Genomic DNA, 25433 nt, shown 5'->3' with positions numbered 1-25433 from the left:
TGTTATTTGGGAATTGGACAATACGTCATCTCTGGACGCTAACTGTAAAAACACAATATGTCAAAATTGGGTTCTTACCATTTTTATACAACATTTTTGGATGCTAATAGCTTATCATAGATTTCCAGATAAGCTCCTCCGCAAGAATTTGCGCTGAACAGTTCATTGGCACGTTCCTGCGCATGTGCCCCAAATATTCTGCTTTGTTCCGAATTATCAAACAGATAATTCATTTTTTCAGCTAAGGCATCAGCATCTCGCGGTGCGATAACAAACCCAGTCTCGTTTGTATTTACCCAACTGGTTCCTGTCCCCAGCTCAGTTGAAATCATCGCTTTCCCATAATGGCACGCTTCCAAAAGAACCACTCCAAAGCACTCGCCACGAGTAATGGAAGGCAGCACGACGAACGAACATTTCTTGAATAAATACGCAACATGCTCATTAGATTGATAGCCCAACAAATGAACATTACTGATGTTCTCATCTTTAATTCTCCGATTAAGTTCCTTAAAAAGAGGGCCACGACCTGCTATCAGGATATTCCTATCCACCTTTTTAGCTGCATCAAGCAAATAATGCAACCCTTTGTATGTACGCAGCACTCCCACGAACAAGGCAAACTGCCCATATTCATCCACTTGCCGGGCAAACTCTTCTTCAACCGGATGCTCATTAAATCTCTCGTCTGAAACCCACAACCCTATCGGATGAATTTTATCCTTACAGACATTTAAGATAGTCTCGGTCGAAGCAAGATTAGGACTGGTAGGAACAATAACATTCGCTTTTTTAAATAGCCTTTTCACAAAGGGTGCATAGCCATTCATCAGTACTCCCCGCCCTTCTATGGGCGCATGAAAAGTTATCACGATAGGCTTACTCGTTTTATGAAAAAGTGTAAGAAGTTCCGCAAAAGGATAAGGATAATGCAGATGTATAATATCTGTGTTCTCTATTATCTTTGAAAAATTCTTCATCAGACCAACACTCATAGGCATTGAAGAAAGACGGATGTCCGTCTTATAAGAAATGCACTTTATTCCATCATAGTCACAGCTTCCCGGCTTTTTTGAAAGGGATATTACTTCCACTTCATATCCATGCTTCATCGATATCAGACCAAGTTGATGAATCACTTCTTGGATACCGCCATCCGGTTCATCCGGATAGAATGTTTTAAATATATGAGTTATCTTCGCCATAACCAATCGTTCTCAAATGTTGTTGTTAGTATCCTTTCAAACTCTGTCAAATCAAACATATTGCTTGACTCGTATGACTTATAGGCCATTTCGTTATATCTATCACACGATGAAGTGATGTCCCTAATAGCCTGAGCAATAGCTGTTGGATTTTTTACGGGAACTTTTATGCCATCTATCCCCTCTCTCACTATTTCCGATTGACCACCTATATTGGTCACTATCACTGGAAGCCCTACGCTTTTGGCATCCACAGCAGCTAAGGGAAGTGCCTCTTCTATGATAGTTGGCACAACGACTATATCCACACAGTCGTATAACTGAATTATCACATCATTGCAAAAGCCCTTGAAGATGACATTGGTTGGAGCCGAGCGTTTCAAATCAGCCTCAAGAGGACCTTTTCCATAAATCAAAAAAGCAACATCCGGAAGCCTCTTAGCAGCTTCGATAAGATAAATCACCCCCTTAATCTCAATCAAGGAGCCTACGAAAGCTACTGTCCACTTCGCGTTTTTCTTCTCTCCTTTATATCCTCTGTAATTCAGGTTAGGATTATAGACTAACAATTTATTTCCTTCAGACATACTATCCATGACTCTTTTGGAAACACATAAGACAGCGCTTGCCGAGTATGTCATCCGGTTCCACAACCAAGATAACTTAGTATCTCTCTGTTGCACCAAATGGGCATGATACACAAATGGAACCTTAAGTATAAGGTGCAAAAAGAAACAATATATAGAGGTTAGTCGTGTGGTAGCATACAAACATTCGATGTGATTTTCACGAATCATCTTTTGCAAAGAATAGAGATTGGACAAGGAGTTAAAGAAACAGCTCCAAAGAGTGGACGCGCCAATCCTTTGATCTACCCCCCGAATACTTTTTAAGCAGCATACTTTCGCATGAGGGAAGTCGTTCCTCAGCTTTTGGAGGTACGTGGAATCTTTAGTAAAATCGGTAAAAAACAGCTTGTGCTTCTTCGATAAAATACCGGCAACTAATAAAGACATTTTTTGCCCACCACCGAATCCTACTAAAGAAGAATCTTCTAATAGTAATATATTAGCCATTATGAAAAGTTTAAGATTGCTTCACTCCTATTTGCCTTCCATTCCGGATGTTTAATGCAAACAGCAATAATTAAGGCTATACACATCAGAAGGAAAGGAGCCGAAGTACAACAATAATGAATATTAAGAAATACCAACAACACCAAGACAATGTTATTCAACATCGGTGAATGTGAGGCAAATATTTTTTTTAGGACAACGACATAAACTATAAAAAACAGAAAACCTATATGGGCGATAAATCTAATCCAATAGGTTTCACAAATGAAGCCATGTTGAAGGTAATCATCCACCGAGGTAAACCCTCTTCCTATAAACCAGTTATATACAGGAAAGTTGAATATTGCTTCAAAGTCCCGTTGGAGGTCACCTAACACCTGAAAATCAAGTGTACTCTCCAATGCTGCCGCTACTGAAATAGCCGCTACTGAAATTCCTACTATTACAATGGATTTTTTAATATATAGTCTGAAAACAATAATCGATAATAGAGCAATATCACAAACAATGGCAGTTTTAGCCAGGCACATTATATCAGTAGCTAAAAACAGCACATACCAGAGTAACGATTTCTTTTCTTTGGGGTGCAAAATGAATTGTAATATAATGCCAATAGAAAAAATGAAACCCGACAATTGAGGCATAATCAACAAGCCAAAAGGTCTATAGAACGGTAAGCCGAATAATATGTTACCTGAATTGTTCATGTAACCACTTTCTTCATCAAAACTCTGAGTAACCACCTTACCGGTTATAAGTCCGTCAAAATCGCCGAATGAGTGAAAATTGAGCCAATAGAACTCAAAAATACTATAGAGTATATGCAGCTTGCATATACAGAGAATAATCTGTAAAAGTCTTTTTTCATTGAATGTGGTATTAACAAACACAACTACAAAAGCCACCATTGTACAGAGACGAAAAGTTTCATTAAAGAAGAATGAGTCCGGCGAAAAATTGCCTAAAATAGAACACCATATGAGAATGAATCCTGAACACGCCAAAGCATAAAACTCTTTTTTTGAGCAATGGCTTCTGCGATTTGTAAAATAGAACAATATGGCATATAGCTCGGGCAAAAAAGAAGCCGGAATATAAAAGCCAATCATACGAGAGAATAAAAGCATGAAAGGCATTGAGTAGAAAACAATTTGTCTCATTATAGAGATTCTATGTATCAGCCTCTACTCCCCGTCAATGGTTTAGAAAGTTTCGGCATCAAAATATTAATAAGTTTATATATCACTACACAAAAAGCAAAATCCATTATAACCACACAAAAATAAGCAGAGGCATTTCCCTGAATTTGCAACGTCTCGTAGCAGAATGTGACAACTCCCTTTACAAAAGGAAGAAGAATATCATGGCAGGCAAAAATGAAGAAACTTAAAGCCCCATAGTCCTTGACACACTCTTTCCCCGCTACAAACTGACAAGCCAAAGCAAGCACTAACCACATTCCACTTACCTTAACAAACTGCAAGATATAATCCTGATAACCAATGGGGGATATACACCACAGTATGACAAACATTGAATACAAGGCAGGATAACGCCATTTCCACTTTACGGTGATATGCTGCTGCCGTAAACCCAGCCAACCTCCAATAGAAAAGAACAGCAAGGAAATAAATACACCGTGCTCCATTGGCGATACCATGCCCAGCCATGCTACGAACATGAGTCCCAGTACAGCTGCAGAAAACTTTTTGTAATGCAAAAACACATGGATAGCAGGCGATATAAGCATCAGGACGAAAAGATTTCGAACAAACCACAAGGGACCATCCCAAACAGATGTAGCCCCACCATTCATATTAGGAAATGAAACTCCAATAGTATATCCCTTAATCATATCAATGACACTCACGCTGTGATTTATGGAGAAAACAATCAAAGCAATAGTGCACCACAACAGATAGGGCATCAACAGCGAGAAGCTACGCGACTTTATTTTATTCAGATACCATTCTTTGGTAAGTACCTGACCGTTATAGAAAAACAAGAAACCGGATATTACAAAATAAAGTGGCACGCACATACTACCCATACATGTGGCAAATATACTGATTATCAATTCATTACCCCCCCCCTATAACAGCGTGAGCAATGGGAGTATTATTAGCGTGTATAAATAGAATACCAAGTATCAAAGGCAACCGGATTGCCTTTATCATGTTCGATTGTAGTTTATCCATTACTTTTTGTAGATTAAATATTTCAATAGCTTGTTATACGCCCATGCAGCACAAACCGCCAAAGGCATTGCCACAAGAGTCGACAAACAGGGATTTAATCCAATCTGTTCACACAGAGGTTCGTACACCAAGTATTCGTGAATCAGATAAATCTCTAAAGTGAGTATTCCCAGAGAATATAGAAAAGCACTCTTGTAATGCCACCCATACACCAAGAAGAGCACAAACGGAATGTAGCAAGTTCTCTTAATCTCCAAGTTACTATATTCCGGAAGCACAGTTTTGGTTAGGAGGTAGAACCCTATTATAAGAACAATCAAAATGGCAAACACTACAACCCCACTTTGTGGAACACTACTATCTTTTGCCAAATAGAGATTGATACCCAATAAAAATATAGGCAGTCTGGTTAAGGTCATTTGAGGCACAGGTTCAAAACCTATAATTCCCATATAAACATTACAAAGTATCAATGCCACAGGCATCCAATACATCGTCCGCCATTTCCTGCAAGCTTGCACATAACAAGGCAAAACAGCGTACATTGTCAAAACAGAAGGTATATACCACAAGAATCTGCCATTGTGAAACCAGCTATCCCAAAGAAGCCAGTTTTTTAAGAACGAAGCCACTGTTTCATGTTCCATTACCGCAGAAATGGCAAATACCAATCCCCACAAGATTATATACGGAGGAACTATCCTCCGTATTCTTCTCCACAGATATGCCCAGATTCCCCTCATGCCTTGCGCTCCTACAAATTTCAAATAGGAAGCCGTACAAGTATATGCACCTAAAAAGAGGAAAATATCAACACCTATATCTCCAAAATCCTGAACCTTTCCAATAACCGGCAATCTCTCAGAATGATAGAACATAATGAATATAATTGCCAATCCCATCAACTCAGCCTTATAGTGCTTTATGTTGAAGGAGAGTTTACCCCCCCCGTATTAAATAATGTTAACAACCTGATTACCGACATGTTAGATACGTTTTATAGCAGAAACTATCAATTTACAAAAAGCTTTCGCCTTTACACTAAATCTTGCTTTCTGAATAGAATCCTTAAATAATAAGCATGCTTGTGAATGTAAGCCCAAACTCTGATAAATAGAGCCTTGCTGATATTTCAAATAACATAAGGCTACAGGACGGATTATCGGAGGCATTTCTTTTATATGCTTCTCATATAAATGAGAAAGCTGAATTGTTTGTTTGACCGATGCGGACAAATTATCTCCTATCCAATAATAGCCCAAATCTTCATCTAAAAAATCTGTTTTAATGTCATTATATAATATTTTGAGCCAACAATCCACATCCTCAACCCCTACAAGCTCGGGTGTTTCAGACTGATATTCCACAGACACAAGCACCTCTTTTTTTACAGAGACAGACGAAGTACATATGGGATTTCCTAAAGTTAAGACATTGTAAAATGAATTTCCTCCTTTATGCACTTTACCCATCAGGTGCTTTGTCGCTCCTCTTGATGTAAACGTTCTAAGTTTGTGATAAATAAGCGCACAATCATTACAACAAATGTACCCGTATACTTTTTCTAATTTTTCTTTTCTCCACCAATCGTCAGAATCCAAAAAGCAAATCCATTCTCCCTGCGCTTCCCGTATCCCTTTGTTCCTTGAAGCCGCAATTATTCCATTATTATGAATCTGAAAAACATGAATACGGGCATCATTATAGCTTTCGATGATTTCAAGTGTGTTATCGTCTGAAAAGTTGTCAACAACCACAATCTCAAAGTCTTGGAATGTTTGCTCTAAAACAGAATCAATACACCGTTTTATAAAATCCGCACGGTTATAAGTAGGTATTACTACCGAGAATTTCATCATAATTCTTATTCTTTCATCATTAAACCAATACCTTCTCTTATTTCAATTTTTGCCTTCCACCCTACCAACAACAGATTTTTAGCAATCGGCGCTACCGCATACATCGTGTCCCTGTTTCTATATGGTCTCCCGCCCCAATTGATATTGCACTTCTTGCCAACTATTTCCTCCATCATAGCAGCTACTTCACGAATACTCGTTCCACGTCCTGTGCCTAAATGGAATTCCTCCCCATTCTTTTCCAGTGTGTAGAATTTTTGCCTGTGATTAACCACATAAGTAAAGAAACCGGCAATGTCGTCCACATGAATAAAATCAAGCACTTGCTCTCCTGCGGTCATATCCACCGGAATTTTACTGTCCATCGATTCACGGATATAGTCCATGATACGTTTCATGGTCATCCTGCCCCCATAAACCGAATAAGGTACAACAGTGATATAACGGAATCCAGCCAATTTGGAATAATAATCCACAAATGCCCGGAAAGCCGTTTTTGAAGCTGTATATAAGTATGCGCTTTCAAAATTTCCGGGACCCAAACGGTATTCAGCGAACGAACCGGTATTGACAAACAGCCTCATGCAACTGCATCTGGACAAAGCATCAAGTAGCAGTGTTCCAAATTCTATATTGGCAGCAATCATAGGCTTTATGATTTCAGTATCATTACGGGCGGTTGTCACCGTTGCCAAATGAATAGTAATCTCCGGATTAAATTCCACAAGCTTATCCAATTCGGTAGTACGGATATGAGTGCACTGCGGATAATCCGATACCGGATAAAGACGTTCCGCTTCTACTACATCCACATTCAATGTAAGTATTTCTATATCGGAACATTTCCGAACAAGCATGGGCATAAGATTCTGACCTACAAAACCCGTTATACCCGTCAATGCGATTTTCATTTTTTAAAAAGAATAATTAATTTCCGACAAATCTTTTCTGCTTGCTTCATCAGGGTCATGAGGTTCTGGAATAATATCCATTAAGATAGATGTTCCCTCTCCCACTCCATAAAAAGCCATCCATATTCCAGGAGCTACAGTAAGACGTTGATAGTTTGTTTCAGGTGAAATAATAAATTCTTCGAACTTGCCTTTGGTCTCACTTCCGTCACGGTCATCATAGACAACAAATTTCACCGCACCTACCGGAACAATCAAATTTAGCGTCATACGATTATGGCGTTTCCAACCTTTTGCCTGCCCATGCTCTATGTGCGAAAAATAAGCTTCTCCAAATCCCACATACCCCTCATCCGTAGATTTCATTGCATGATAAATATCCCCTTTGGACACCACTATGTGCTTCAAAGGAAAAAGCGATACACCTTCAATCATCACTCCGCCCAATTAAGTTGTTGCTTTTTTGCCGCTTGAACATATGCTTCAATTTGAGATACCGTCAAAGCATACATGTCATCATCATGATGGATATAGAATGCTTTGTACCAGTCGGCAATATATCGTACACACTCTTCATAGTGCAACGTAGAGTGCCAGTTGAGATATGCAAGAGCTTTGTCACAGTTAAGCTTCAGCAAGGTAGCTTCTTTAAACGGGACATTTCCCGTAAGCTTGGCTGCATCATCACGATTCAATCCCCAAAGAGCAGCTAAGTCCTGAACCAGTTCAAACACAGTTTTGGTTTGTTCGGCACGGGGACCAAAATTGAAAGGTTCACCATTCTTTACCTTTTCTTCATGAAGATATTGGCCCAAATTAAGATAACCGCTCAATGGTTCCAACACATGTTGCCAGGGACGGGTAGCTTTAGGGCATCTGATTTCAACCACCTCATTTTCAGAAAAAGCTTTCACACAATCCACTATAATCCGGTCTTTCGCCCAATCGCCGCCACCTATCACGTTTCCGGCACGTGCCACGCCCAACTTGATATGGGGCATATTCTGGATAAAAGATTTCCAATAACACTTGATAGTAAGTTCGGCTGCTCCTTTCGAACCGGAATAGACATCTTTACCTCCCACAGCATCCGTCTCACGATACCCCCAAATCCATTCCACATTATCGTATGCTTTATCGCTGGTTATCAATACACAAGTGCAATTCCAAGTAATGTTACGAATAGCTTCAAGTACCGAAGCTGTGCCAACCACGTTGGTTGTGACTGTGTCAAACGGCTCTTTATAAGAAGTGGACACAATGGCTTGTGCAGCCAGATGAAAGATGAAATCAGGTCTCACTTCCTGAATATAGTCATTCATCTCTTCACGGTTTCGGATGTCACCAAAATGATGATGCACTTTATGAGGCAAACCAACAGTCTCAAACATGGAAGGAACAGTAGGCACATCTTTGGAATACCCATACACATCCGCTCCCAACATCAACAACCAAGTGGACAGCCAACTCCCCTTAAATCCGGTATTGCCTGTTACCAGGACTTTTTTCCCGTTATATACATTATTAAATGCCATATCTTATATTATTTTACGTATTACCAAACTTTCCAGGGAGCACTATCCGTGTTCCACAATTTTTCCAAATGCTGTTTCTCACGCAGAGTGTCCATACACTGCCAAAAGCCATGATGCACATAGGCCTTCAGTTGTCCCTCTCCCACCAGTTTTTTCAAGGGTTCCTGCTCAAATACAGTAGCATCACTTTCAATATAACTGAATACCTCCGGCTGCAAAACGAAGAAACCTATGTTAATTAAATTACCGTCCAAATCGGACTTCTCACGAAAAGCCCTCACCGTACCCTCCTTAATATCGAGTACGCCCTTGTTCTGACCAAAATTATAGACAGATACAGTAGCCAGTTTTCCATGCAGCCTGTGATATTCCAGTAAGTCCGCTATATTCACATCACCCACTGCATCGCCATAGTTCAGCATAAAGGTTTCTTGACCTACATAGTCTTTAATCCGCTTGATACGCCCTCCCGTCATGGTCTCCAATCCGGTATCTATCACCGTCACCTTCCAGGGTTCAATGTGCTTGTGGTGAACAATAATTTCATTGCCATTGGTAAAGTCGAAAGTAATGTCGGACGTGTGCAGAAAATAGTCTGAGAACCATTCCTTTATGACGTGCTGCTTGTATCCGGCGCAAATGATAAACTCATTGAAACCATAGTGTGCATACACTTTCATAAGATGCCACAATATGGGCATCCCGCCAATTTCTATCATTGGTTTGGGTTTATACACTGATTCTTCGGAGATTCGGGTACCGAAACCTCCGGCTAAAATCACAACTTTCATATCATGCTATTTTTATGTATTCAGAATTCTATCTTTTTACAAGACTGCACACAGTGTGGCGCATTTGTGTGTTGGTAAACAGCGCTGCCGCCAAAGAGAGTACCAAGCAGCATCCCATGAGCAACAGGTTGTTGAGCAAAGCCCATTTGGAATGTTCATAAATCATAAAGCGTCCTGCTATGCCACACAGTGCCAATGCTGCCACAACAGGAAGCAGAAGAGCCTTCAGCAATTCTACCAAAGAGACGAAAGGCACTCCGGTCTTTGCGAAGTCTCTTTTTACAATCACCCAATAGCCCACAGCCACCATAACCGGAGCTACCGATTTAAAGATTGCAAAAGAATAAATGCCCATCCAATGCACCGTGACCACAATGCCCGCCCAATAGATAAGAACATTCAGCACATTCAGCCTGATAAGATGCAAGTTCTCTTCTTTTGCCATAAAATAGGCGGATACCGGGGTTCCCAAAAAGTTGGGAATAAAGCTAATCACCATAAACGTCACCAGCAATGCCGACTTCGTATAGGCATCGCCCACCCAGCTTTCTACAAATGGAGCAGACAGGCAAGAGAGAACAATAATGGGACAACATACCATAGGTGACAGTCCCACCACTATTTTGTTTACAAACCTTTGTAACCCTTCCATATCGCCCGCACCGTGATAATGATTGTATCTTGACGAATAGGGAGAATAGAGCAATGACATAAATGTACGTACAAATGACATGATAGAAAGTGCTATGGCATAAATTGCCACCATTTCTATTCCTACAAAATTGGCTATCACTATCTGGTCCAGTTCATAATAAAGAATCATGGCTATCACCATAATCAGCGAAGTGCCACTCAGTTTTTTTACTTTGTCGAAAATCTGTTTGTCAAAGCGGATGACCGAAAACATTTTTCCGGACTTATATCCATACTTGCGTACATATAAAAATGCCCCGGTTACCACCAACAGATTTACCAACTGAAAAAATACATAATACTCCAACAGTTGGTAATGCCCTGCTCTGAAAAAATAGAAGACAGAAATAATCTTCAGCAAACTCCCCAAGATAGACAACCGCTGCAATTTGTAGTCTTCCACTCTGATAGTGAATATCATGGAGAGCACCCTCTGCCCTATTATAATAGGACAAGACATCGCCAAAGTAGCCAACAGCCATCGAGCCAAGAAGAATTGGGCACTTCCTTCTTGCAATTCAGGAATCAGAAGTCTGGGATAAACCGCACATACAATGATGATGACTGATACTACCAAAAATATCACCATCATCATAAAAGCCACGAAACCTATCATTCTTACTTCCTTCTCCTTGTCTCCTTGAATGAAATACTCGGCGGCATATTTCACGCCTGCCGATATAAAGCCTAAATCGGCATAAGAAAAGAAAATGGTCAGAGAAGTACACACGCTATATATTCCATACAGCATCTTGTCTTCCGACAAATAAGGCACAACCACAAACAAAGACAAAAAGCCCAGCAGAATAGACAGCAACTGCCAGAAATAAGTCAGCAGATAATTCTTACGATAAGAGACCGATTGCATCATGACAGCTTTTTGCAGTATTCCACATAACCATTCACCATCTTCTCTATGGTAAAATTATTCAAATATCTCTGATGACCCAATTCACCTTGTCTTTGCAATTCCGCGACATTTCCAGCATCAAGCAAATAAACAATTCTTGCTGCCATACCTTCCACGTCATTGCAATCGAATAAGTATCCTCCCTCACCATCGGCTATCACTTCTTTCAGTCCGCCTACGTTGGTACTAAGAACTACTTTCCGATACTTCATGGCTTCTATCGCAGTAAGTCCAAACGATTCAAACAATTGAGAACCGATAAGCAATAAATCTGTTTGGGCCAAATATTCCATAGCATTGGTTTTAAACCCAAGAACAGAAACGTTGTCAGCCATTCCCAAATCACAGGCATAGTTCTTTATTCCGGCCATTTCCGCCTCCGAACCATATCCGCAAAAAACCAAATGAACATTTTCGTTCTCCTCCAACACCCTTTTTACTACTGACAGAATGAATTTATGTCCCTTGCGTTCTTCGTAAGTGGCAAGCATCATTACTATTTTAGAGTCTGCATCTATGCCCAATTCTCTTTTAAGGTCAAATGAGGGAGTTACAATATCGTTGCTTATGCCATTGTAAATATAGCGGATATTCGTCAACTTTCTGAATGGCTTTCTAAGCCTTATAGACTCAGAACAAATTTTTGAGACAGAAATGAAATAAGAAGTGGAGCGGACAAGCCAACGGTCTATCAAGGCAGAAATCGGGCGAAGTAAAAAGTTGGACAGCACGCAGAAGTTGTGAAAATTCAAGATACACTTCTTTCTTGTATATAAATGCCAGGATATAGGAATACATCTACACGACAAGGCAGCCGGATATCCGCCATTGATTACAAAAAGTTCATCAAAACGTTCTAAATGCAGCTTGTGATACCCTCTTAATATGTAGTAGGGTATCAAAATCAGGAGAGAGAATACATAGATTATTTTATACAATACCGACTTTTTGTTTCCACAAAGGCGATTGGCTACATCATATTGCAGACACATATCATAAAGCTCCACCTCGGCATGAGAGCGACAAATATTCTTGGCGAACAAGTCTGCCCCTGAGTGCGACCTATTGCAAAGCAATGTTACTTCATAATCTGCCGGCCAATGATTGATAAGTTGGGTAACAAACGTATCAAGCCCCCCTACATAGTAGCTTTCAAAATAGAAACCTATTCTTTTCATAATCTGCCTGCTATTATAGACGACAATATTTCATAGTTATCTATATTTTCAGTTTCCTTATTTGTAAGATAGTCGTACTGATACGTTCTGTACGCATCTTCATCAATGTCCTCAAAGCAAATATTCTCCATATCGTCATCTATATTGATGAGCGGACAGCGCAGAAGTCGGGCTATATAGTCTGTCGTGGCACTAAAAGAAAACAAAAGATGAGATTTTATCTCATTGCTTGTCAGCATTATCATTTTTTTCCTGAAAACTACCGGAAAAGCCACAGCCGTAGAGCAATGCCCCAACACACCTATACAGCCACTTATCAGTTGCCCGGTTTTGCCAAATACCACTTTTCGACCGTCAAAATAGTTACATTCCTTATATTTCAAAGCTGCAGGGTGCGCTGCAACAATCACCTTACAGTCATATATCCGCTCCATTTTTGCAAACAGAAGATTTAAACCGGCATAATAGGTTGCCGCATTTACAGGTTTGTCTCCCGTCAGCTCTATATCCGGATGAAACGGTAGATATTGGTCTATGAAAACAATATATTTCTCATCTACAGGCATTGTATCTTTTAATAAAAATGCCGTTATATAGTCCGTTGAATTGTATTTCACTATTTTGGTATTCTCATCTGCCTTATAGTCCAATGCCGCTTTCCCCGATGTCAGCAGTTCATACTTTGCGGGAATTATCAACGGAGTCTTGTTCATGAGTCGCGAGAATATTCGCTTAAGAATATCTTTCTGAAAAAAACGGGAAGCGCCAATCGTCACTTGTTCCGGATATACACCATTGACACAGTACAATATATGAGCTTTGAATTTTGACAATGTACGGTAGCAAAACAAGGTTTGATAGCAATAATTCATATATACTATATATAAACAATTACTGCCTTTCTTGGATTTCACCTTTTCTGCAAACCCGCTACGGCTATCTATTACATACTTATCTATCCCTTTCGTCGGCACCTCCACCACTTCTGCCCTGAAAGTCAAAGCAGACACATTCCAAAACTCCAAATGAATACCCGATTCTATCAGCCTGTTCACTGAAAACAGCGTCTGTATACGGTTGTCTATGCTATTTGATGAGATTATAATAATTTCTGAATAGTTCATATTTTTATTAAATATTTATCCGTAGGATTTTGCTCAGTTCCAAGCATACCCCACAGGCAGACACTCCTGCAAGCATCTGCTTATTATACGGTACAATAAAGTTTAAAATGAAATGTTGGTATGAGTAAGTTTATTCCAAAGCCTTGATGTAAGATTCATACTCATCCACCTTATTTTCAAAATCAGGATGATCAATTCGGCATACCATTGCTGTATAGAAATAGAAGCCTTCGATATTAATAGTGTTATTATTCATATAGTAACGGCTCAGCCTATTATACTTTTGATACCAAAACTGAAACAGACGGCTATGTGCTCCACCCGAATTATCCATGTCATAGCAGATGAATAACATTATATTCCTGTTGTCACAAAAAAATGCTTCTATAATAGCAAGTAAGGTTCTTACTACCTTCAAGTCCATGTCAGACCGTTTATCAGATACCTCCGTGAAAGCAAACTGATAAGCGTTTTCATTGAAGATATTGACATCTGCCATAAAAGATACGACATAGTGAAGATTGAAATCCGTAAAGAATTCCAATTCCAGTTTAGTTGCGGTAATAGAAAGTAATACGACTTCATAAGGGGCTGTCCTATTACTGCGTGAAATTCAACATTCAAGCAATGGTCTTTTTTAAAGGAAGAGTATTGGCTTTATGAACGCTATTCACCCATTCCACCTTTGTCGCCAACATGGACTTCAGTCCTTTCAAAGCAGTGGTGTGCGAAATCACTTTCTTCTTTTTAGTATTCATAATCAATTTGGTTGGGTGAAAATATAGTGTTTTTGGGGGAGGATGCAAAGTTTCACCTTCATTTCTTTATTATTCAATCTCTTTCCGGCTTATTCCACAATATACCTGTCCACATTCCTTGTCTCCTTGCTGAAGTTCACCCCTACCTTCACCAGCCGCTTGCCGTCCAGTGTGTAGGGTATCAGATAGCCCCGGTCGTCTATCTGCTTCAGGGCTTCTTCGGCACTGCCGTCCAGCTTGAACTCGAAGGCGTAGATGCTGTCTTTGGTCTTCACCACAGCATCCGCACGACCGCGGGCGCTGCGCACCTCCGTTTCTATGAACTGCCCCATCAGCGTGAACACCACATAGAAGACAGCCTGATAATGGCGCTCGGTGTTGCCACTCAAATCGTAGGGAATACCGGAAAAGAACACCCGGAGGCGTTCCATGAAAGCATCCACCTCGCCCGCACGAAGCTCGCGCATGAACTTGGCGATGTGGAAACCCGTCTCGTCGTCAGTGACTTTTGTGTAGAAAGGAACTAAAAAATTCAGGAAGCCGTAACGGACTTCATCATTCGGGAATTTCAATGTATAAAGGTCCACTTCACGGTCATAATCCTTGATAGTGAGATAGCCGCTTTGATAAATCATGGGAAGCGGATTGTTTGCCTCCGCACGGTATTCCGAGAAGGCGGAAGCGGTCACTTCCACCCCGTCTATCAGGAGGCGCAAGTCATAGTTGCTCTGTTTCAGCAAGTCCACCAAGTAAGTGGGCGTGCCTGTCTGGAACCAGAAATTACCGAACTTCAGCTTCTGAAAAACATTCAAAAGGCTGAACGGGTTAAAAAGTCCCACCCTTGTATCTTCACAAAAATGATAACCGTCATACTGCTTTTCCAAGCGACAAACGGTTTCTTCAAAGGTCAGCCCTTCGCTTTCACCCAAACGGTGTATCTCCGGTTCAAAAGTATGAACCAACTCCTCTTTTGTAATACCGCACAAGGCATTATACGCCCTGTCCATGCTGATGTCGTTCAACTGGTTCAAGTCGCTGAACACGCTGACCTGTGCAAACTTGGTGACACCCGTCAGGAACACGAAGCGCAGGTAGCGGTCGGAGCTCTTCAGCACCCCGTAAAAGGCTTTCAGGATGCGGCGGTATTCATCGAGCAAATTCTCATCGAGCAGGGCTTGAAGCAGAGGTTTGTCGTATTCGTCTATCAGGACGACAGTTTGCTTGCCGGTATGCTCGTAAGCACGGCGGATGACCCCGGAGAAACGCGCGGAAAGAGAAACCTCCGCCACATCGCTGCCCCAACAGTCTTCCCAAAGACTGAGATTGCGTGAAAGCATCTGCTCCAAAGCCTCTTTACAGTCATATTTCTCTGCATTCAGGTCCAGATACAGCACCGGATATTGTTCCCATCGGGTCTCCAACTTCTCTATGGCAAGCCCTTTGAACAAGTCTTTGCGACCTTCAAAGTATGCCTCGAACGTAGAGAGGAGAAGGCTCTTGCCGAAACGGCGCGGACGGCTCAGGAAATAAGGCACAGATGTAACCGCAATCTGATAAATCAAATCAGTCTTGTCCACATAAAGATAATTCTCTTCACGCAGTTTTTCAAAAGTCTGTATGCCGATAGGCAATTTACGCATCTGTTCCATTTTCTCCTTAGTTTCTTTATTGTTCAATCTCTTTCCGGCTTATTCCACAATATACCTGTCCACATTCCTTGTCTCCTTGCTGAAGTTCACCCCTACCTTCACCAGCCGTTTCCCGTCCAGTGTGTAGGGTATCAGATAGCCCCGGTCGTCTATCTGCTTCAGGGCTTCTTCGGCACTGCCGTCCAGCTTGAACTCAAAGGCGTAGATGCTGTCTTTGGTCTTCACCACAGCATCCGCACGACCGCGGGCGCTGCGCACCTCCGTTTCTATGAACTGCCCCATCAGCGTGAACACCACATAGAAGACAGCCTGATAATGGCGCTCGGTGTTGCCACTCAAATCGTAGGGAATACCGGCAAAGAACACCCGGAGGCGTTCCATGAAAGCATCCACCTCGCCTGCACGAAGCTCGCGCATGAACTTGGCGATGTGGAAACCCGTCTCATCGTCAGTGACTTTTGTGTAGAAAGGAACTAAAAAATTCAGGAAGCCGTAGCGGACTTCGTCATTCGGGAATTTCAATGTATAAAGGTCCACTTCACGGTCATAATCCTTGATAGTGAGATAGCCGCTTTGGTAAATCATAGGAAGCGGATTGTTTGCCTCTGCCCGATACTCTGAAAATGCGGAAGCGGTCACTTCCACTCCGTTCACTAACAGGCGCAAGTCGTAATCGCTCTGTTTCAGCAAGTCCACCAAGTAAGTGGGCGTGCCTGTCTGGAACCAGAAATTACCGAACTTCAGCTTCTGAAAAACATTCAAAAGGCTGAACGGGTTAAAAAGTCCCACCCTTGTATCTTCACAAAAATGATAACCGTCATACTGCTTTTCCAAGCGACAAACGGTTTCTTCAAAGGTCAGCCCTTCGCTTTCACCCAAACGGTGTATCTCCGGTTCAAAAGTATGAACCAACTCCTCTTTTGTAATGCCGCACAAGGCATTATACGCCCTGTCCATGCTGATGTCGTTCAACTGGTTCAAGTCGCTGAACACACTGACCTGTGCAAACTTGGTGACACCCGTCAGGAACACGAAGCGCAGGTAGCGGTCGGAGCTCTTCAGCACCCCGTAAAAGGCTTTCAGGATGCGGCGGTATTCATCGAGCAGATTCTCATCGAGCAGGGCTTGAAGCAAAGGTTTGTCGTATTCGTCTATCAGGACAACAGTTTGCTTGCCGGTCAACGTACACGCCCGTTCTATCACATAGGCAAAACGTTCTTCGGGACTGCGGTCTTTCCGTTCGTCTCCGTATAGCTGCTCCCACTTTTCCAGATATTGGTTGAGCATGGCGGTCAAGTCGGCTGCCGTCTCATACTTGCGGGCATTCAAGTCCAGATGCAGCACCGGATATTGTTCCCATCGGGTCTCCAACTTCTCTATGGCAAGTCCTTTGAACAAGTCTTGGCGACCCTCAAAGTATGCCTCGAACGTAGAGAGGAGAAGGCTCTTGCCGAAACGGCGCGGACGGCTCAGGAAATAAGGCACAGATGTAACCGCAATCTGATAAATCAAATCAGTCTTGTCCACATAAAGATAATTCTCTTCACGCAGCTTTTCAAAAGTCTGTATGCCGATAGGCAATTTACGCATCTGTTCCATTTTCTCCTTAGTTTCTTTATTGTTCAATCTCTTTCCGGCCTATTCCACAATATACCTGTCCACATTCCTTGTCTCCTTGCTGAAGTTCACCCCTACCTTCACCAGCCGTTTCCCGTCCAGTGTGTAGGGTATCAGATAGCCCCGGTCGTCTATCTGCTTCAGGGCTTCTTCGGCACTGCCGTCCAGTTTGAACTCGAAGGCGTAGATGCTGTCTTTGGTCTTCACCACAGCATCCGCACGACCGCGGGCGCTGCGCACCTCCGTTTCTATGAACTGCCCCATCAGCGTGAACACCACATAGAAGATAGCCTGATAATGACGTTCGGTGTTGCCACTCAAATCGTAGGGAATACCGGCAAAGAACACCCGGAGGCGTTCCATGAAAGCATCCACCTCGCCCGCACGAAGCTCGCGCATGAACTTGGCGATGTGGAAACCCGTCTCATCGTCAGTGACTTTTGTGTAGAAAGGAACTAAAAAATTCAGGAAGCCGTAGCGGACTTCGTTGTTGGGGAAGCCCAGGGTATAGAGGTTGACCTCTTTATCATAATCCTTGATTGTGAGATAGCCGCTTTGATAAATCATGGGAAGCGGATTGTTTGCCTCCGCACGGTATTCCGAGAAGGCGGAAGCGGTCACTTCCACCCCGTCTATCAGGAGGCGCAAGTCATAGTCGCTCTGTTTCAGCAAGTCCACCAAGTAAGTGGGCGTGCCTGTCTGGAACCAGTAGTTGCCCAGCTCCCCCGCATCGAAAGCGTTCAACACGCTGAAAGGATTGAACATGCCCACACCTTCCGGGTGAAAATAATATCCGTCATACTGCTGCTCCATTTTATCCACAATTTCCTGCGGGGATATGCCACAACGCAAGGCGATGCGCTCCAACTCCGGCTGAAAAGTCTGCTGCAATTCCGCTTTCGTGATGCCACAGATAGCGGCATAAGGCAGCTTCATGCTGATGTCGTTCAACTGGTTCAAGTCGCTGAACACGCTGACCTGAGCAAACTTGGTGACTCCCGTCAGGAACACGAAGCGCAGGTAGCGATCGGAGCTCTTCAGCACCCCGTAAAAGGCTTTCAGGATGCGGCGGTATTCATCGAGCAGATTCTCATCGAGCAGGGCTTGAAGCAGAGGTTTGTCGTATTCGTCTATCAGGACGACAGTTTGCTTGCCGGTCAACGTACACGCCCGTTCTATCACATAGGCAAAACGTTCTTCGGGACTGCGGTCTTTCCGTTCGTCTCCGTATAGCTGCTCCCACTTTTCCAGATATTGGTTGAGCATGGCGGTCAAGTCGGCTGCCGTCTCATACTTGCGGGCATTCAGGTCCAGATGCAGCACCGGATATTGTTCCCATCGGGTCTCCAACTTCTCTATGGCAAGCCCTTTGAACAAGTCTTGGCGACCCTCAAAGTATGCCTCGAACGTAGAGAGGAGAAGGCTCTTGCCGAAACGGCGCGGACGGCTCAGGAAATAAGGCTTACCGACATTCACAATCTGATAAACCATAGCAGTCTTATCCACATAAAGATACCCACCATTACGTATTTCCTCAAAAGTCTGTATGCCGATAGGCAATTTACGCATCTGTTCCATTTTCACCTTAGTTTCTTTATTGTTCAATCTCCTTTCCGGTTCACTGTAATTACCGGTCTTCACCGAAATAAATATTCTTCAACTTATGATAAATCCCGAACAGCACTTCGACCTTAGACAACAATTCATTCAGGATTGTAACGACATCCGCTTCCTGCAAAGGATAATCGTGAGAAATCTCATTCCTCAGCTCACGTATATAAGTCCATTCCTCTGCACCGGGAAGTATCCGATAACGTTCCAAACGATTCAAAATATCACGCATTGGCAACGAAGATATATCCTCATCCAAGTATTCCAATATATACCGGAATATCTTTGCTCCCATTGCGTCCTGCAATTTGGAGAAGCGGAAAATAAACTGGTCCACACAACGAACCTGTTCCGTATTCAAATTCGCATAACAAACAGAAGACATCGGCAACTCAACACCTAATCCCTCAAGGGCTTCGTTAATGCGAAGAATATGCTTGTCGCACACGTCAAACTCCCTTTGCAAACGTTCTATGATTTCCTGCCTTCTTTCCGTCATACCAACTGCATTCCTTTCTTCAAAGCCTCATATACCACCGGTGAATCCTCATGGTCGCCGATAACATCTATTTTCTGGTCGCCTAAATAGTGTTTCAAACGGGCAATCATACGGACACGCGCCAATACATCTTTCTTGCTGCCTTCTGTACGCACCAACAAATCGATATCCCCTCCCCGTTTTCCGTCGTTCAGACGGGAACCGAAAAGATAAACTTTCACACCTTCACCATAAATCTCTTTGGCTACCCGGATAATGGTCTGTATTTCTTTTGACTGTAAGCGCATATATCTTCTGTTTCCTCTTACAAAGAAACATCTTTTTTTTCATTTCTCCTAATTCTCACTGTTCACAAAGTTAAGAATATTTGTCGATACGGCGAAGAAAGCAAGACGTTTTTTGACGGACGCAAAGCTTCACCGTGCTTTTCATCCCTCATGCTCTCCCGCCAACCCCAACCAGAAGCGGAGGAACTCCTCGCGGGTCATCACTTCGCGCAGGTGGGCCAGCACCCGGAGCAGGCAACTGTGCCTTACCGTGTCGCCTTTTTAATTTTTTTGTACGTGCGGGAGCTCATGTGCATCCCTTTGCAGAAAGCGTTCTGACTGATGCCAAGCTCTCCGCGTGCAGCATCAATGCAGAGTCCCCACGGCTGCGGGGCAATGATGCAATCGGTTGTTTGGTTTGAATTCATGTTACTATTGATTATTTAATTTTTGGGAGATTTTCTTTTAGGAGTTAGAAGGAGTTATCACTCCGCTTCGCTCCGTTCAGGGAGTTATCGTTCGCTTTGCTCACTCAGGAAGTTAAAGGGAGTTATCGCCCGCCGGGGCGGGCTGAGGAGTTAAAGGCCGATGGTTTTGTGAAATGGAAAGTGGAAAATTCATAATTCAAAATTTTCAGCTTTCAGCTTTCAACTTTCAGCTTTTAACTTTCAATTTTCAGCTTTCAACTTTCAATTTTTAACTTTCAAAGCAGGACTATTGGCCTTTAACTCCCTGAGTGAGCAAAGCGAACGATAACTCCCTGAACGGAGCAAAGCGAACGATAACTCCCTCTAACTCCTAAAAAGTTCTCCTAAAACTCTTTTAAAAAGCGTCAAAAGTAACTCCTAAAAATTCTTTACTCGTAAAACATTAGTTAATAAAGCAAAATACTTGCACTTTTATATTTAGCCGTTGCACATATAGGTGCAACACCTTGCGAAAATCTCTTGCTAACTTCACCGCATATTCTAAAACAGAAAAACATCATGAACGAATTTAAAATGTCTCTGTTCCAAAATCCCATTGCTCCGCAGAGGGACGCACAGGGACGAATCTTGAAACCGGCCACGCTGACCCCCGTCATGGAGGTGTCGCCCGCCGAAGTACATCAACTCATCACGTGCAACGAACCGCTGCGCATCGCCACCGGGCAAGTGCGCCAAGCCGCTGATGTGCGTGCCGCCAAAGCCTCGCTGCTGCCCTATGTCACTCCCTGCGGCGTATTCAGCCGCCGCAACTGCCAGTCGCTGCTGCATCCGTCGGGCTTGGTGGTGATAGACATCGACCACCTGGATTCCCTGCAAGAAGCGGAACGAATGCGCCGCACGCTCTTCGACGATGCTTTCCTCCGCCCAACGCTCTGCTTCGTCAGTCCCGGCGGACGGGGTGTCAAAGCTTTCATCCCCTATCGTACGGACATCCTGCCCGACTGTGCTCCGGATGCCGCCGAACAGATGTTCTGGGCAATGAACTACGTGGAACTGACCTACGGAGGCAGCCAAAAAGACCGCCTTGCCGGAAAAGGCATAGACACCTCAGGCAAGGACATCGTGCGCGCCTGCTTTCTGTGCCACGACCCGGAAGCGTTGCTACGGAAAGGAGATTTAGAAGGAGTTATCACTCCGCTTCGCTCACCCAGGGAGTCAAAAGGGAGTTATCGTTCGCTTTGCTCACTCAAGGAGTTAAAGGGAGTTATCACTCCGCTTCGCTCCGTTCAGGGAGTTAAAGGCCAATAGTCCTGCTTTGAAAGTTGAAAGTTGAAAGTTGAAAGTTAAAAATTGAAAGCTGAAAGCTGAAAATTGAAAGTTAAAAGCTGAAAGCTGAAAGTTGAAAGCTGAAAATTTTGAATTATGAATTTTCCACTTTCCATTTCACAAAACTATCGGCCTTTAACTCCTCAGCCCGCCCCGGCGGGCGATAACTCCCTTTAACTCCCTGAGTGAGCAAAGCGAACGATAACTCCTTCTAACTCCTAAAAAAAATCCCCACCAAAAAATCTCCCACCAAAAAATCTCCCAAAAAATATAAATAGTAAATCATACCATGCTAAATTCATTAGAAAAACTCACCGCTGCCATTGAGGCAGCCTGCACCGACATCGCGCCCACCTATGCAGAATATGTTCAACTTGCCTTGGCAATAGCCACCGACTGCGGAGAGGGCGGACGGACAGCATTTCACCGCATCTGCCGCTTTTCCGCCAAGTACCGGCACGACCCTGCCGACCACCTCTACACCAACGCCCTGAACAAAGGCAACGGAAGCGTACACTTGGGCACAGCCTTTCACCTGGCCCAAGTGGCGGGGGTGAACATCTGCGAGAACTCGCCCACAAAAGGCACACAAAGTGCAGAAAATGCACAAAGTGCAGCGCATCCTTCTCCTCACACACGCGCATGTGTATCTTATAATGCAAACTACAGCGACACCGATGATGCAAACGCAAGCGACGAAGACACGCTGCCGGGCAGCGCCCCCCTGCTTGCCCTGCCCCTGCTGCCCGAAGCCGACTGGCCCCAACCGCTGCAACGCATACGCGACAGCGGAACCACGCCGGCACAGCGGGACGTATTGTTGTTAGGAGCCATCACCACACTGGGAGCCTGCATGGAACGCCATGCCCGCTGTCTGTATGGCGGCAAGATGCAGTCGCCCTGCCTGCAGACGTTCATCGTGGCGCCGCCCGCATCGGGCAAGGGCGCGTTGGGACTGCTCCGCCAATTAGTGGAGCCCATCCACGACGAGATACGCAGCCAAGTGGAACGGCAGATGAGCAAGTACCGCAAAGAACGGTGCGCTTACAACGCCCTGGGCAAAGAACGCGGGCAGACGGAGGAACCGCAGATGCCGCCCAACAGGATGTTCATCATCTCCGGCAACAACACCGGAACAGGCATCCTGCAAAATATCATGGATTCCAATGGAACGGGAATCATCTTCGAGACCGAGGCCGACACCATCTCCACCGCCATCGGCACAGACTACGGACACTGGAGCGACACGCTGCGCAAGGCTTTCGACCACGACCGCCTGTCCTACAACCGCCGCACCGACCACGAGTACCGCGAAGTGAAGAAGTCCTACCTCTCCGTGCTCCTCTCCGGCACTCCGGCGCAAGTCAAGCCCCTCATCCCCTCGGCAGAGAACGGGCTTTTCTCCCGACAAGTATTCTACTACATGCCTGCCATAGAGCAATGGCAAGACCAGTTTGACCACGACGACACCGACATGGAACGCCTCTTTTCCGCCATAGGCATCGAGTGGAAACAGCAAATCGAGAAATTGAAGCAGGGAGGACTCTATACCCTGAAACTCAGCAAGGAGCAACGCAAGGAGTTCAACAGCACTTTCGCTGCCCTCTTTCACCGTTCACATGCCAGCCACGGCACTGAGATGAGCAGTTCGGTGGCGCGTTTGGCGGTAAACATCTGCCGTATAGCCACCGTGGTGGGACTGCTGCGGGGCAATCTGACGCCCGACGCGGAACTGCCCCCCGACAACCTGAAAGACGGAATCATCACCCGTTGGGACATACACCTCTGCAAAGCAGACTTCGAGGCGGTGCTCGCCCTTGCCGAACCGTTCTACCGCCATGCCACACACATCCTCTCCTTCCTTCCCTCCACAGAGCTGACTCGCCGCACCAATGCAGACCGTGACAACTTCTTCTGCACGCTGCCCCCGACATTCAGCCGGGCAGAACTGTTGGAACGTGCCGAATACGCCGGCATCAAGAGCAATACCGTGCTGAGCTGGCTGCGCCGACTGCTGAAGCGCGGAACAGTGAGGCAAACGGAGAAAAAAGGATATTTTTCTTTTGACGCATTATAATGTACGCACGTGTGTGTGAGGAAAAGGGTGTACTGCATTTTCTGCACTTTTGCACTTTTTGCAGACCTCCCCCTTTCCGAAGCCGACCTTCAGCCTCCCTGAAGCCGACCTTCAGCCTCCCTGAAGCTGACCTTTGGCCTCCTGAAGCTGACCTTTGGCCTCCCTGAAGCTGACCTTTGGCCTCCTGAAGCTGACCTTTGGCCTCCTGAAGCTGACCTTTGGCGGCGCAGAGTTGACCTTTACGGTTCACCCAGCGCCTCCACTATCAGCCTCACCTGTGCGGGTGTATAGGTGCGTGCCTTCTCCGATGATACCAACGCCCGCAGCCCGCTGCGCAGGGTAGGATGAAAATCTATCCATTGGTTGAGCTTGCGGAAAGCGGCTTGCGGGCACAAGGCCGGAAAATAAACCTGGGCAAGCTCCGTGCGCCCGTATGTGCGTATCCTGAAAAGTTCCATATCCATGACAGTGTGATGTTTGTTACCTAACAAAGATACAGAAATTTCTTCACATAAGCATTGCTTTATCAGTATATAACGCACCCTAACGAACCAGAGCCAACCCTAACGGACAATCACGCTCAGGACATATAGTATCTTTGCTTTGTGATCACAAAACGATTGAAAGCTGAAAGTTCAGAATTAAAAATTTAAAATTAAAAACTATGATTCGTTACAAGAAGTATCAAGTGACAGGCGAAAAAAGTTCTTTACGCGGACTCTGGTATGCCCGTCCACTCATCGAAGACACCTTCGACACCGAGAAACTTGCCAAGCACATGGCCAACCACAACACACCCTACTCCGCCGGGCTCATCAAAGGCGTGCTCACCGACATGATATCCTGCATCAAGGAGCTTATCCTCGACGGCAAGAACGTCAAACTGGACGACCTCGCCATCTTCTCCGTGGGCATCGTCAGCAAGAAAGGCGCCGCCTCTGCCGAGGAGTTCAAGGTGAGCGACAACGTGAAAAGCCTGAAGCTCCGCGCCCGTGCCACCGGCGAACTGAGCAATGCCCAGATCAATCTCGAAGGCCAGTTAAAGGAGGCTGCACTCTATACCGTGACCGACAGCACCACAGAGGGCACTCCCGGCGGCGGTTCCGGTCCAAACAACGGAAGCGGTGACGAAAATGAAAATCCCTTAGGATAAGAAGCCTCTCATTACTAACACTCACAAAATAAAAACACGACCTGTATGGAACAGAAATCCAAATCAGTATGGGGCATTGTCCTCAAAGTAATCATCACCGTAGCCACCGCCATAGCGGGAGCTTTGGGTCTGGGCGCCTGCAAGTAAACATGCGCACAATTACGCTACTCGTCATTCACTGCTCGGCCACGCCTCAGGGCGTGCGCCTGGGCTTTGAGGATTGCCGCCGCGAGCACATCCGCCGCCGTGGCTTCCGCGACATCGGCTATCACTTCTACGTGACGCGCGACGGTGAAATCCACCGGGGCCGTCCGCCGGAAAAAATCGGAGCGCATTGCCAGGGGCACAACCGGCACTCCGTAGGCATCTGCTACGAAGGCGGACTGGATGCCAAAAGCCGTCCCGCCGACACCCGCACCTTGCAGCAGAAAGCCTCGCTGCTTGCCCTGCTCCGAGAGCTGAGACGAATCTTCCCACGGGCACTGATTGTAGGGCATCATGACTTGAATCCCGTCAAGGCTTGTCCTTGCTTTGATGCGGAGAGGGAGTATAGGGAGCTGTAAAAGGCT

The 25433-nt window shown here is 44.6% G+C and carries 26 protein-coding genes and 1 pseudogene; 5 read left to right on the top strand and 22 right to left on the bottom strand.

The genetic code is table 11. From position 1 onward, the window contains the following. Positions 1-83: 83 nt before the first annotated feature. The 21 genes from BACHE_RS09815 to BACHE_RS17565 form a co-directional block, all read right to left on the bottom strand. A complete protein-coding gene (locus BACHE_RS09815; RefSeq protein WP_013547546.1) occupies positions 84-1205 on the bottom strand; it encodes a glycosyltransferase in 1122 nt (373 codons plus the stop codon). Further along, positions 1193-1801 (bottom strand): glycosyltransferase family 4 protein, encoded by a 609-nt coding sequence (locus tag BACHE_RS17575; RefSeq protein WP_187289265.1) that lies wholly within the window; start codon positions 1799-1801, stop codon positions 1193-1195. The genes BACHE_RS09815 and BACHE_RS17575 overlap by 13 nt, the downstream gene beginning before the upstream one ends. A gap of 479 nt (positions 1802-2280) precedes the next feature. Then, positions 2281-3441, bottom strand: a complete 1161-nt coding sequence (locus BACHE_RS09805; protein WP_148229833.1) for a hypothetical protein — start codon at positions 3439-3441, stop codon at positions 2281-2283. A gap of 17 nt (positions 3442-3458) precedes the next feature. Further along, complete coding sequence (locus BACHE_RS09800) at positions 3459-4331, bottom strand: acyltransferase family protein (RefSeq protein WP_013547543.1); 873 nt, start codon at positions 4329-4331, stop codon at positions 3459-3461. Positions 4332-4478: 147 nt separating this feature from the next. Then, a complete protein-coding gene (locus BACHE_RS09795; RefSeq protein WP_013547541.1) occupies positions 4479-5381 on the bottom strand; it encodes an acyltransferase family protein in 903 nt (300 codons plus the stop codon). An 84-nt stretch (positions 5382-5465) separates the two neighbouring features. Further along, positions 5466-6338 (bottom strand): glycosyltransferase family 2 protein, encoded by an 873-nt coding sequence (locus BACHE_RS09790; RefSeq protein WP_049778931.1) that lies wholly within the window; start codon positions 6336-6338, stop codon positions 5466-5468. 5 nt (positions 6339-6343) lie between these two features. Beyond that, positions 6344-7249, bottom strand: coding sequence for an NAD-dependent epimerase/dehydratase family protein (locus tag BACHE_RS09785; RefSeq protein WP_013547539.1), 906 nt, complete (start codon positions 7247-7249; stop codon positions 6344-6346). Positions 7250-7252: 3 nt separating this feature from the next. Next, on the bottom strand, positions 7253-7684 hold the full coding sequence (locus tag BACHE_RS09780; RefSeq protein ID WP_013547538.1) for a cupin domain-containing protein: 432 nt from the start codon (positions 7682-7684) through the stop codon (positions 7253-7255). Further along, positions 7684-8784: a CDP-glucose 4,6-dehydratase gene (gene rfbG / locus BACHE_RS09775; protein ID WP_013547537.1), complete on the bottom strand. Its 1101-nt coding sequence runs from the start codon at positions 8782-8784 to the stop codon at positions 7684-7686. The genes BACHE_RS09780 and rfbG overlap by 1 nt, the downstream gene beginning before the upstream one ends. A gap of 20 nt (positions 8785-8804) precedes the next feature. Continuing rightward, positions 8805-9575, bottom strand: coding sequence for a glucose-1-phosphate cytidylyltransferase (gene rfbF, locus BACHE_RS09770; RefSeq protein ID WP_013547536.1), 771 nt, complete (start codon positions 9573-9575; stop codon positions 8805-8807). 28 nt (positions 9576-9603) lie between these two features. Then, on the bottom strand, positions 9604-11139 hold the full coding sequence (locus BACHE_RS09765) for a lipopolysaccharide biosynthesis protein (protein WP_013547535.1): 1536 nt from the start codon (positions 11137-11139) through the stop codon (positions 9604-9606). Further along, positions 11136-12356 carry a glycosyltransferase family 4 protein gene (locus BACHE_RS09760; RefSeq protein WP_013547534.1) on the bottom strand — a complete coding sequence of 407 codons (1221 nt, stop codon included), beginning with the start codon at positions 12354-12356 and terminating at the stop codon, positions 11136-11138. Before BACHE_RS09760 ends, BACHE_RS09765 begins: the two co-directional genes overlap by 4 nt. Beyond that, entirely contained in the window at positions 12353-13480 is a 1128-nt protein-coding gene (locus BACHE_RS09755) for a hypothetical protein (RefSeq protein WP_013547533.1), read from the bottom strand. The genes BACHE_RS09760 and BACHE_RS09755 overlap by 4 nt, the downstream gene beginning before the upstream one ends. Before the next feature lie 130 nt (positions 13481-13610). Continuing rightward, positions 13611-13979, bottom strand: coding sequence for a DUF6169 family protein (locus BACHE_RS09750; protein ID WP_148229832.1), 369 nt, complete (start codon positions 13977-13979; stop codon positions 13611-13613). 121 nt (positions 13980-14100) lie between these two features. After that, on the bottom strand, positions 14101-14238 hold the full coding sequence (locus BACHE_RS17570; RefSeq protein WP_187289264.1) for a hypothetical protein: 138 nt from the start codon (positions 14236-14238) through the stop codon (positions 14101-14103). An 89-nt stretch (positions 14239-14327) separates the two neighbouring features. Next, positions 14328-15887 (bottom strand): ATP-binding protein, encoded by a 1560-nt coding sequence (locus tag BACHE_RS09745; protein WP_013547531.1) that lies wholly within the window; start codon positions 15885-15887, stop codon positions 14328-14330. A 39-nt stretch (positions 15888-15926) separates the two neighbouring features. Then, positions 15927-17486, bottom strand: a complete 1560-nt coding sequence (locus BACHE_RS09740) for an ATP-binding protein (protein WP_013547530.1) — start codon at positions 17484-17486, stop codon at positions 15927-15929. A 39-nt stretch (positions 17487-17525) separates the two neighbouring features. Then, positions 17526-19082 carry an ATP-binding protein gene (locus BACHE_RS09735; RefSeq protein ID WP_013547529.1) on the bottom strand — a complete coding sequence of 519 codons (1557 nt, stop codon included), beginning with the start codon at positions 19080-19082 and terminating at the stop codon, positions 17526-17528. A gap of 49 nt (positions 19083-19131) precedes the next feature. After that, complete coding sequence (locus BACHE_RS09730) at positions 19132-19614, bottom strand: hypothetical protein (RefSeq protein WP_013547528.1); 483 nt, start codon at positions 19612-19614, stop codon at positions 19132-19134. Further along, entirely contained in the window at positions 19611-19901 is a 291-nt protein-coding gene (locus tag BACHE_RS09725; protein WP_013547527.1) for a nucleotidyltransferase domain-containing protein, read from the bottom strand. Before BACHE_RS09725 ends, BACHE_RS09730 begins: the two co-directional genes overlap by 4 nt. A gap of 245 nt (positions 19902-20146) precedes the next feature. Continuing rightward, entirely contained in the window at positions 20147-20308 is a 162-nt protein-coding gene (locus tag BACHE_RS17565; protein ID WP_013547526.1) for a hypothetical protein, read from the bottom strand. 558 nt (positions 20309-20866) lie between these two features. Between BACHE_RS17565 and BACHE_RS09720 the strand changes: the two are divergent. Together BACHE_RS09720 and BACHE_RS09715 are read left to right on the top strand one after the other, a co-directional pair. Beyond that, positions 20867-21478: pseudogene (locus BACHE_RS09720) on the top strand (BT4734/BF3469 family protein); the annotation flags it as partial. A gap of 445 nt (positions 21479-21923) precedes the next feature. After that, on the top strand, positions 21924-23711 hold the full coding sequence (locus BACHE_RS09715; RefSeq protein WP_013547524.1) for a DUF3987 domain-containing protein: 1788 nt from the start codon (positions 21924-21926) through the stop codon (positions 23709-23711). Positions 23712-23950: 239 nt separating this feature from the next. Here BACHE_RS09715 and BACHE_RS09710 read toward each other — a convergent pair whose 3' ends face one another. After that, the gene (locus BACHE_RS09710) at positions 23951-24169 is read right to left on the bottom strand and encodes a DUF4248 domain-containing protein (RefSeq protein WP_041579787.1); all 219 of its coding nucleotides are present in this window, start codon (positions 24167-24169) and stop codon (positions 23951-23953) included. 206 nt (positions 24170-24375) lie between these two features. On the opposite strand from BACHE_RS09710, the gene BACHE_RS09705 reads away from it, so the two are divergent. The 3 genes from BACHE_RS09705 to BACHE_RS17020 are packed head-to-tail and all read left to right on the top strand — an operon-like array spanning position 24376 to position 25427. Further along, positions 24376-24864: an HU family DNA-binding protein gene (locus tag BACHE_RS09705; RefSeq protein ID WP_013547522.1), complete on the top strand. Its 489-nt coding sequence runs from the start codon at positions 24376-24378 to the stop codon at positions 24862-24864. A 45-nt stretch (positions 24865-24909) separates the two neighbouring features. After that, positions 24910-25011: a smalltalk protein gene (locus BACHE_RS18085; RefSeq protein WP_222836624.1), complete on the top strand. Its 102-nt coding sequence runs from the start codon at positions 24910-24912 to the stop codon at positions 25009-25011. A gap of 2 nt (positions 25012-25013) precedes the next feature. Continuing rightward, positions 25014-25427: an N-acetylmuramoyl-L-alanine amidase gene (locus BACHE_RS17020; protein WP_041579314.1), complete on the top strand. Its 414-nt coding sequence runs from the start codon at positions 25014-25016 to the stop codon at positions 25425-25427. The last annotated feature ends 6 nt before the right edge of the window (positions 25428-25433 follow it).

Origin of the sequence: Bacteroides helcogenes P 36-108, assembly GCF_000186225.1 — a bacterium.
Classification (GTDB): Bacteria; Bacteroidota; Bacteroidia; order Bacteroidales; family Bacteroidaceae; genus Bacteroides; species Bacteroides helcogenes.
This window is presented reverse-complemented; position numbering and strand designations above follow the sequence as displayed.

Coding starts and splice junctions, on each gene's coding strand:
- BACHE_RS09815 (WP_013547546.1), bottom strand. CDS start 1,205: ATGGCGAAGATAACTCATATATTTAAAACATTCTATCCGGATGAACCG.
- BACHE_RS17575 (WP_187289265.1), bottom strand. CDS start 1,801: ATGGATAGTATGTCTGAAGGAAATAAATTGTTAGTCTATAATCCTAAC.
- BACHE_RS09805 (WP_148229833.1), bottom strand. CDS start 3,441: ATGAGACAAATTGTTTTCTACTCAATGCCTTTCATGCTTTTATTCTCT.
- BACHE_RS09800 (WP_013547543.1), bottom strand. CDS start 4,331: ATGGGTAGTATGTGCGTGCCACTTTATTTTGTAATATCCGGTTTCTTG.
- BACHE_RS09795 (WP_013547541.1), bottom strand. CDS start 5,381: ATGGGATTGGCAATTATATTCATTATGTTCTATCATTCTGAGAGATTG.
- BACHE_RS09790 (WP_049778931.1), bottom strand. CDS start 6,338: ATGATGAAATTCTCGGTAGTAATACCTACTTATAACCGTGCGGATTTT.
- BACHE_RS09785 (WP_013547539.1), bottom strand. CDS start 7,249: ATGAAAATCGCATTGACGGGTATAACGGGTTTTGTAGGTCAGAATCTT.
- BACHE_RS09780 (WP_013547538.1), bottom strand. CDS start 7,684: ATGATTGAAGGTGTATCGCTTTTTCCTTTGAAGCACATAGTGGTGTCC.
- rfbG (WP_013547537.1), bottom strand. CDS start 8,784: ATGGCATTTAATAATGTATATAACGGGAAAAAAGTCCTGGTAACAGGC.
- rfbF (WP_013547536.1), bottom strand. CDS start 9,575: ATGAAAGTTGTGATTTTAGCCGGAGGTTTCGGTACCCGAATCTCCGAA.
- BACHE_RS09765 (WP_013547535.1), bottom strand. CDS start 11,139: ATGATGCAATCGGTCTCTTATCGTAAGAATTATCTGCTGACTTATTTC.
- BACHE_RS09760 (WP_013547534.1), bottom strand. CDS start 12,356: ATGAAAAGAATAGGTTTCTATTTTGAAAGCTACTATGTAGGGGGGCTT.
- BACHE_RS09755 (WP_013547533.1), bottom strand. CDS start 13,480: ATGAACTATTCAGAAATTATTATAATCTCATCAAATAGCATAGACAAC.
- BACHE_RS09750 (WP_148229832.1), bottom strand. CDS start 13,979: ATGGCAGATGTCAATATCTTCAATGAAAACGCTTATCAGTTTGCTTTC.
- BACHE_RS17570 (WP_187289264.1), bottom strand. CDS start 14,238: ATGAATACTAAAAAGAAGAAAGTGATTTCGCACACCACTGCTTTGAAA.
- BACHE_RS09745 (WP_013547531.1), bottom strand. CDS start 15,887: ATGGAACAGATGCGTAAATTGCCTATCGGCATACAGACTTTTGAAAAA.
- BACHE_RS09740 (WP_013547530.1), bottom strand. CDS start 17,486: ATGGAACAGATGCGTAAATTGCCTATCGGCATACAGACTTTTGAAAAG.
- BACHE_RS09735 (WP_013547529.1), bottom strand. CDS start 19,082: ATGGAACAGATGCGTAAATTGCCTATCGGCATACAGACTTTTGAGGAA.
- BACHE_RS09730 (WP_013547528.1), bottom strand. CDS start 19,614: ATGACGGAAAGAAGGCAGGAAATCATAGAACGTTTGCAAAGGGAGTTT.
- BACHE_RS09725 (WP_013547527.1), bottom strand. CDS start 19,901: ATGCGCTTACAGTCAAAAGAAATACAGACCATTATCCGGGTAGCCAAA.
- BACHE_RS17565 (WP_013547526.1), bottom strand. CDS start 20,308: ATGAATTCAAACCAAACAACCGATTGCATCATTGCCCCGCAGCCGTGG.
- BACHE_RS09715 (WP_013547524.1), top strand. CDS start 21,924: ATGCTAAATTCATTAGAAAAACTCACCGCTGCCATTGAGGCAGCCTGC.
- BACHE_RS09710 (WP_041579787.1), bottom strand. CDS start 24,169: ATGGAACTTTTCAGGATACGCACATACGGGCGCACGGAGCTTGCCCAG.
- BACHE_RS09705 (WP_013547522.1), top strand. CDS start 24,376: ATGATTCGTTACAAGAAGTATCAAGTGACAGGCGAAAAAAGTTCTTTA.
- BACHE_RS18085 (WP_222836624.1), top strand. CDS start 24,910: ATGGAACAGAAATCCAAATCAGTATGGGGCATTGTCCTCAAAGTAATC.
- BACHE_RS17020 (WP_041579314.1), top strand. CDS start 25,014: ATGCGCACAATTACGCTACTCGTCATTCACTGCTCGGCCACGCCTCAG.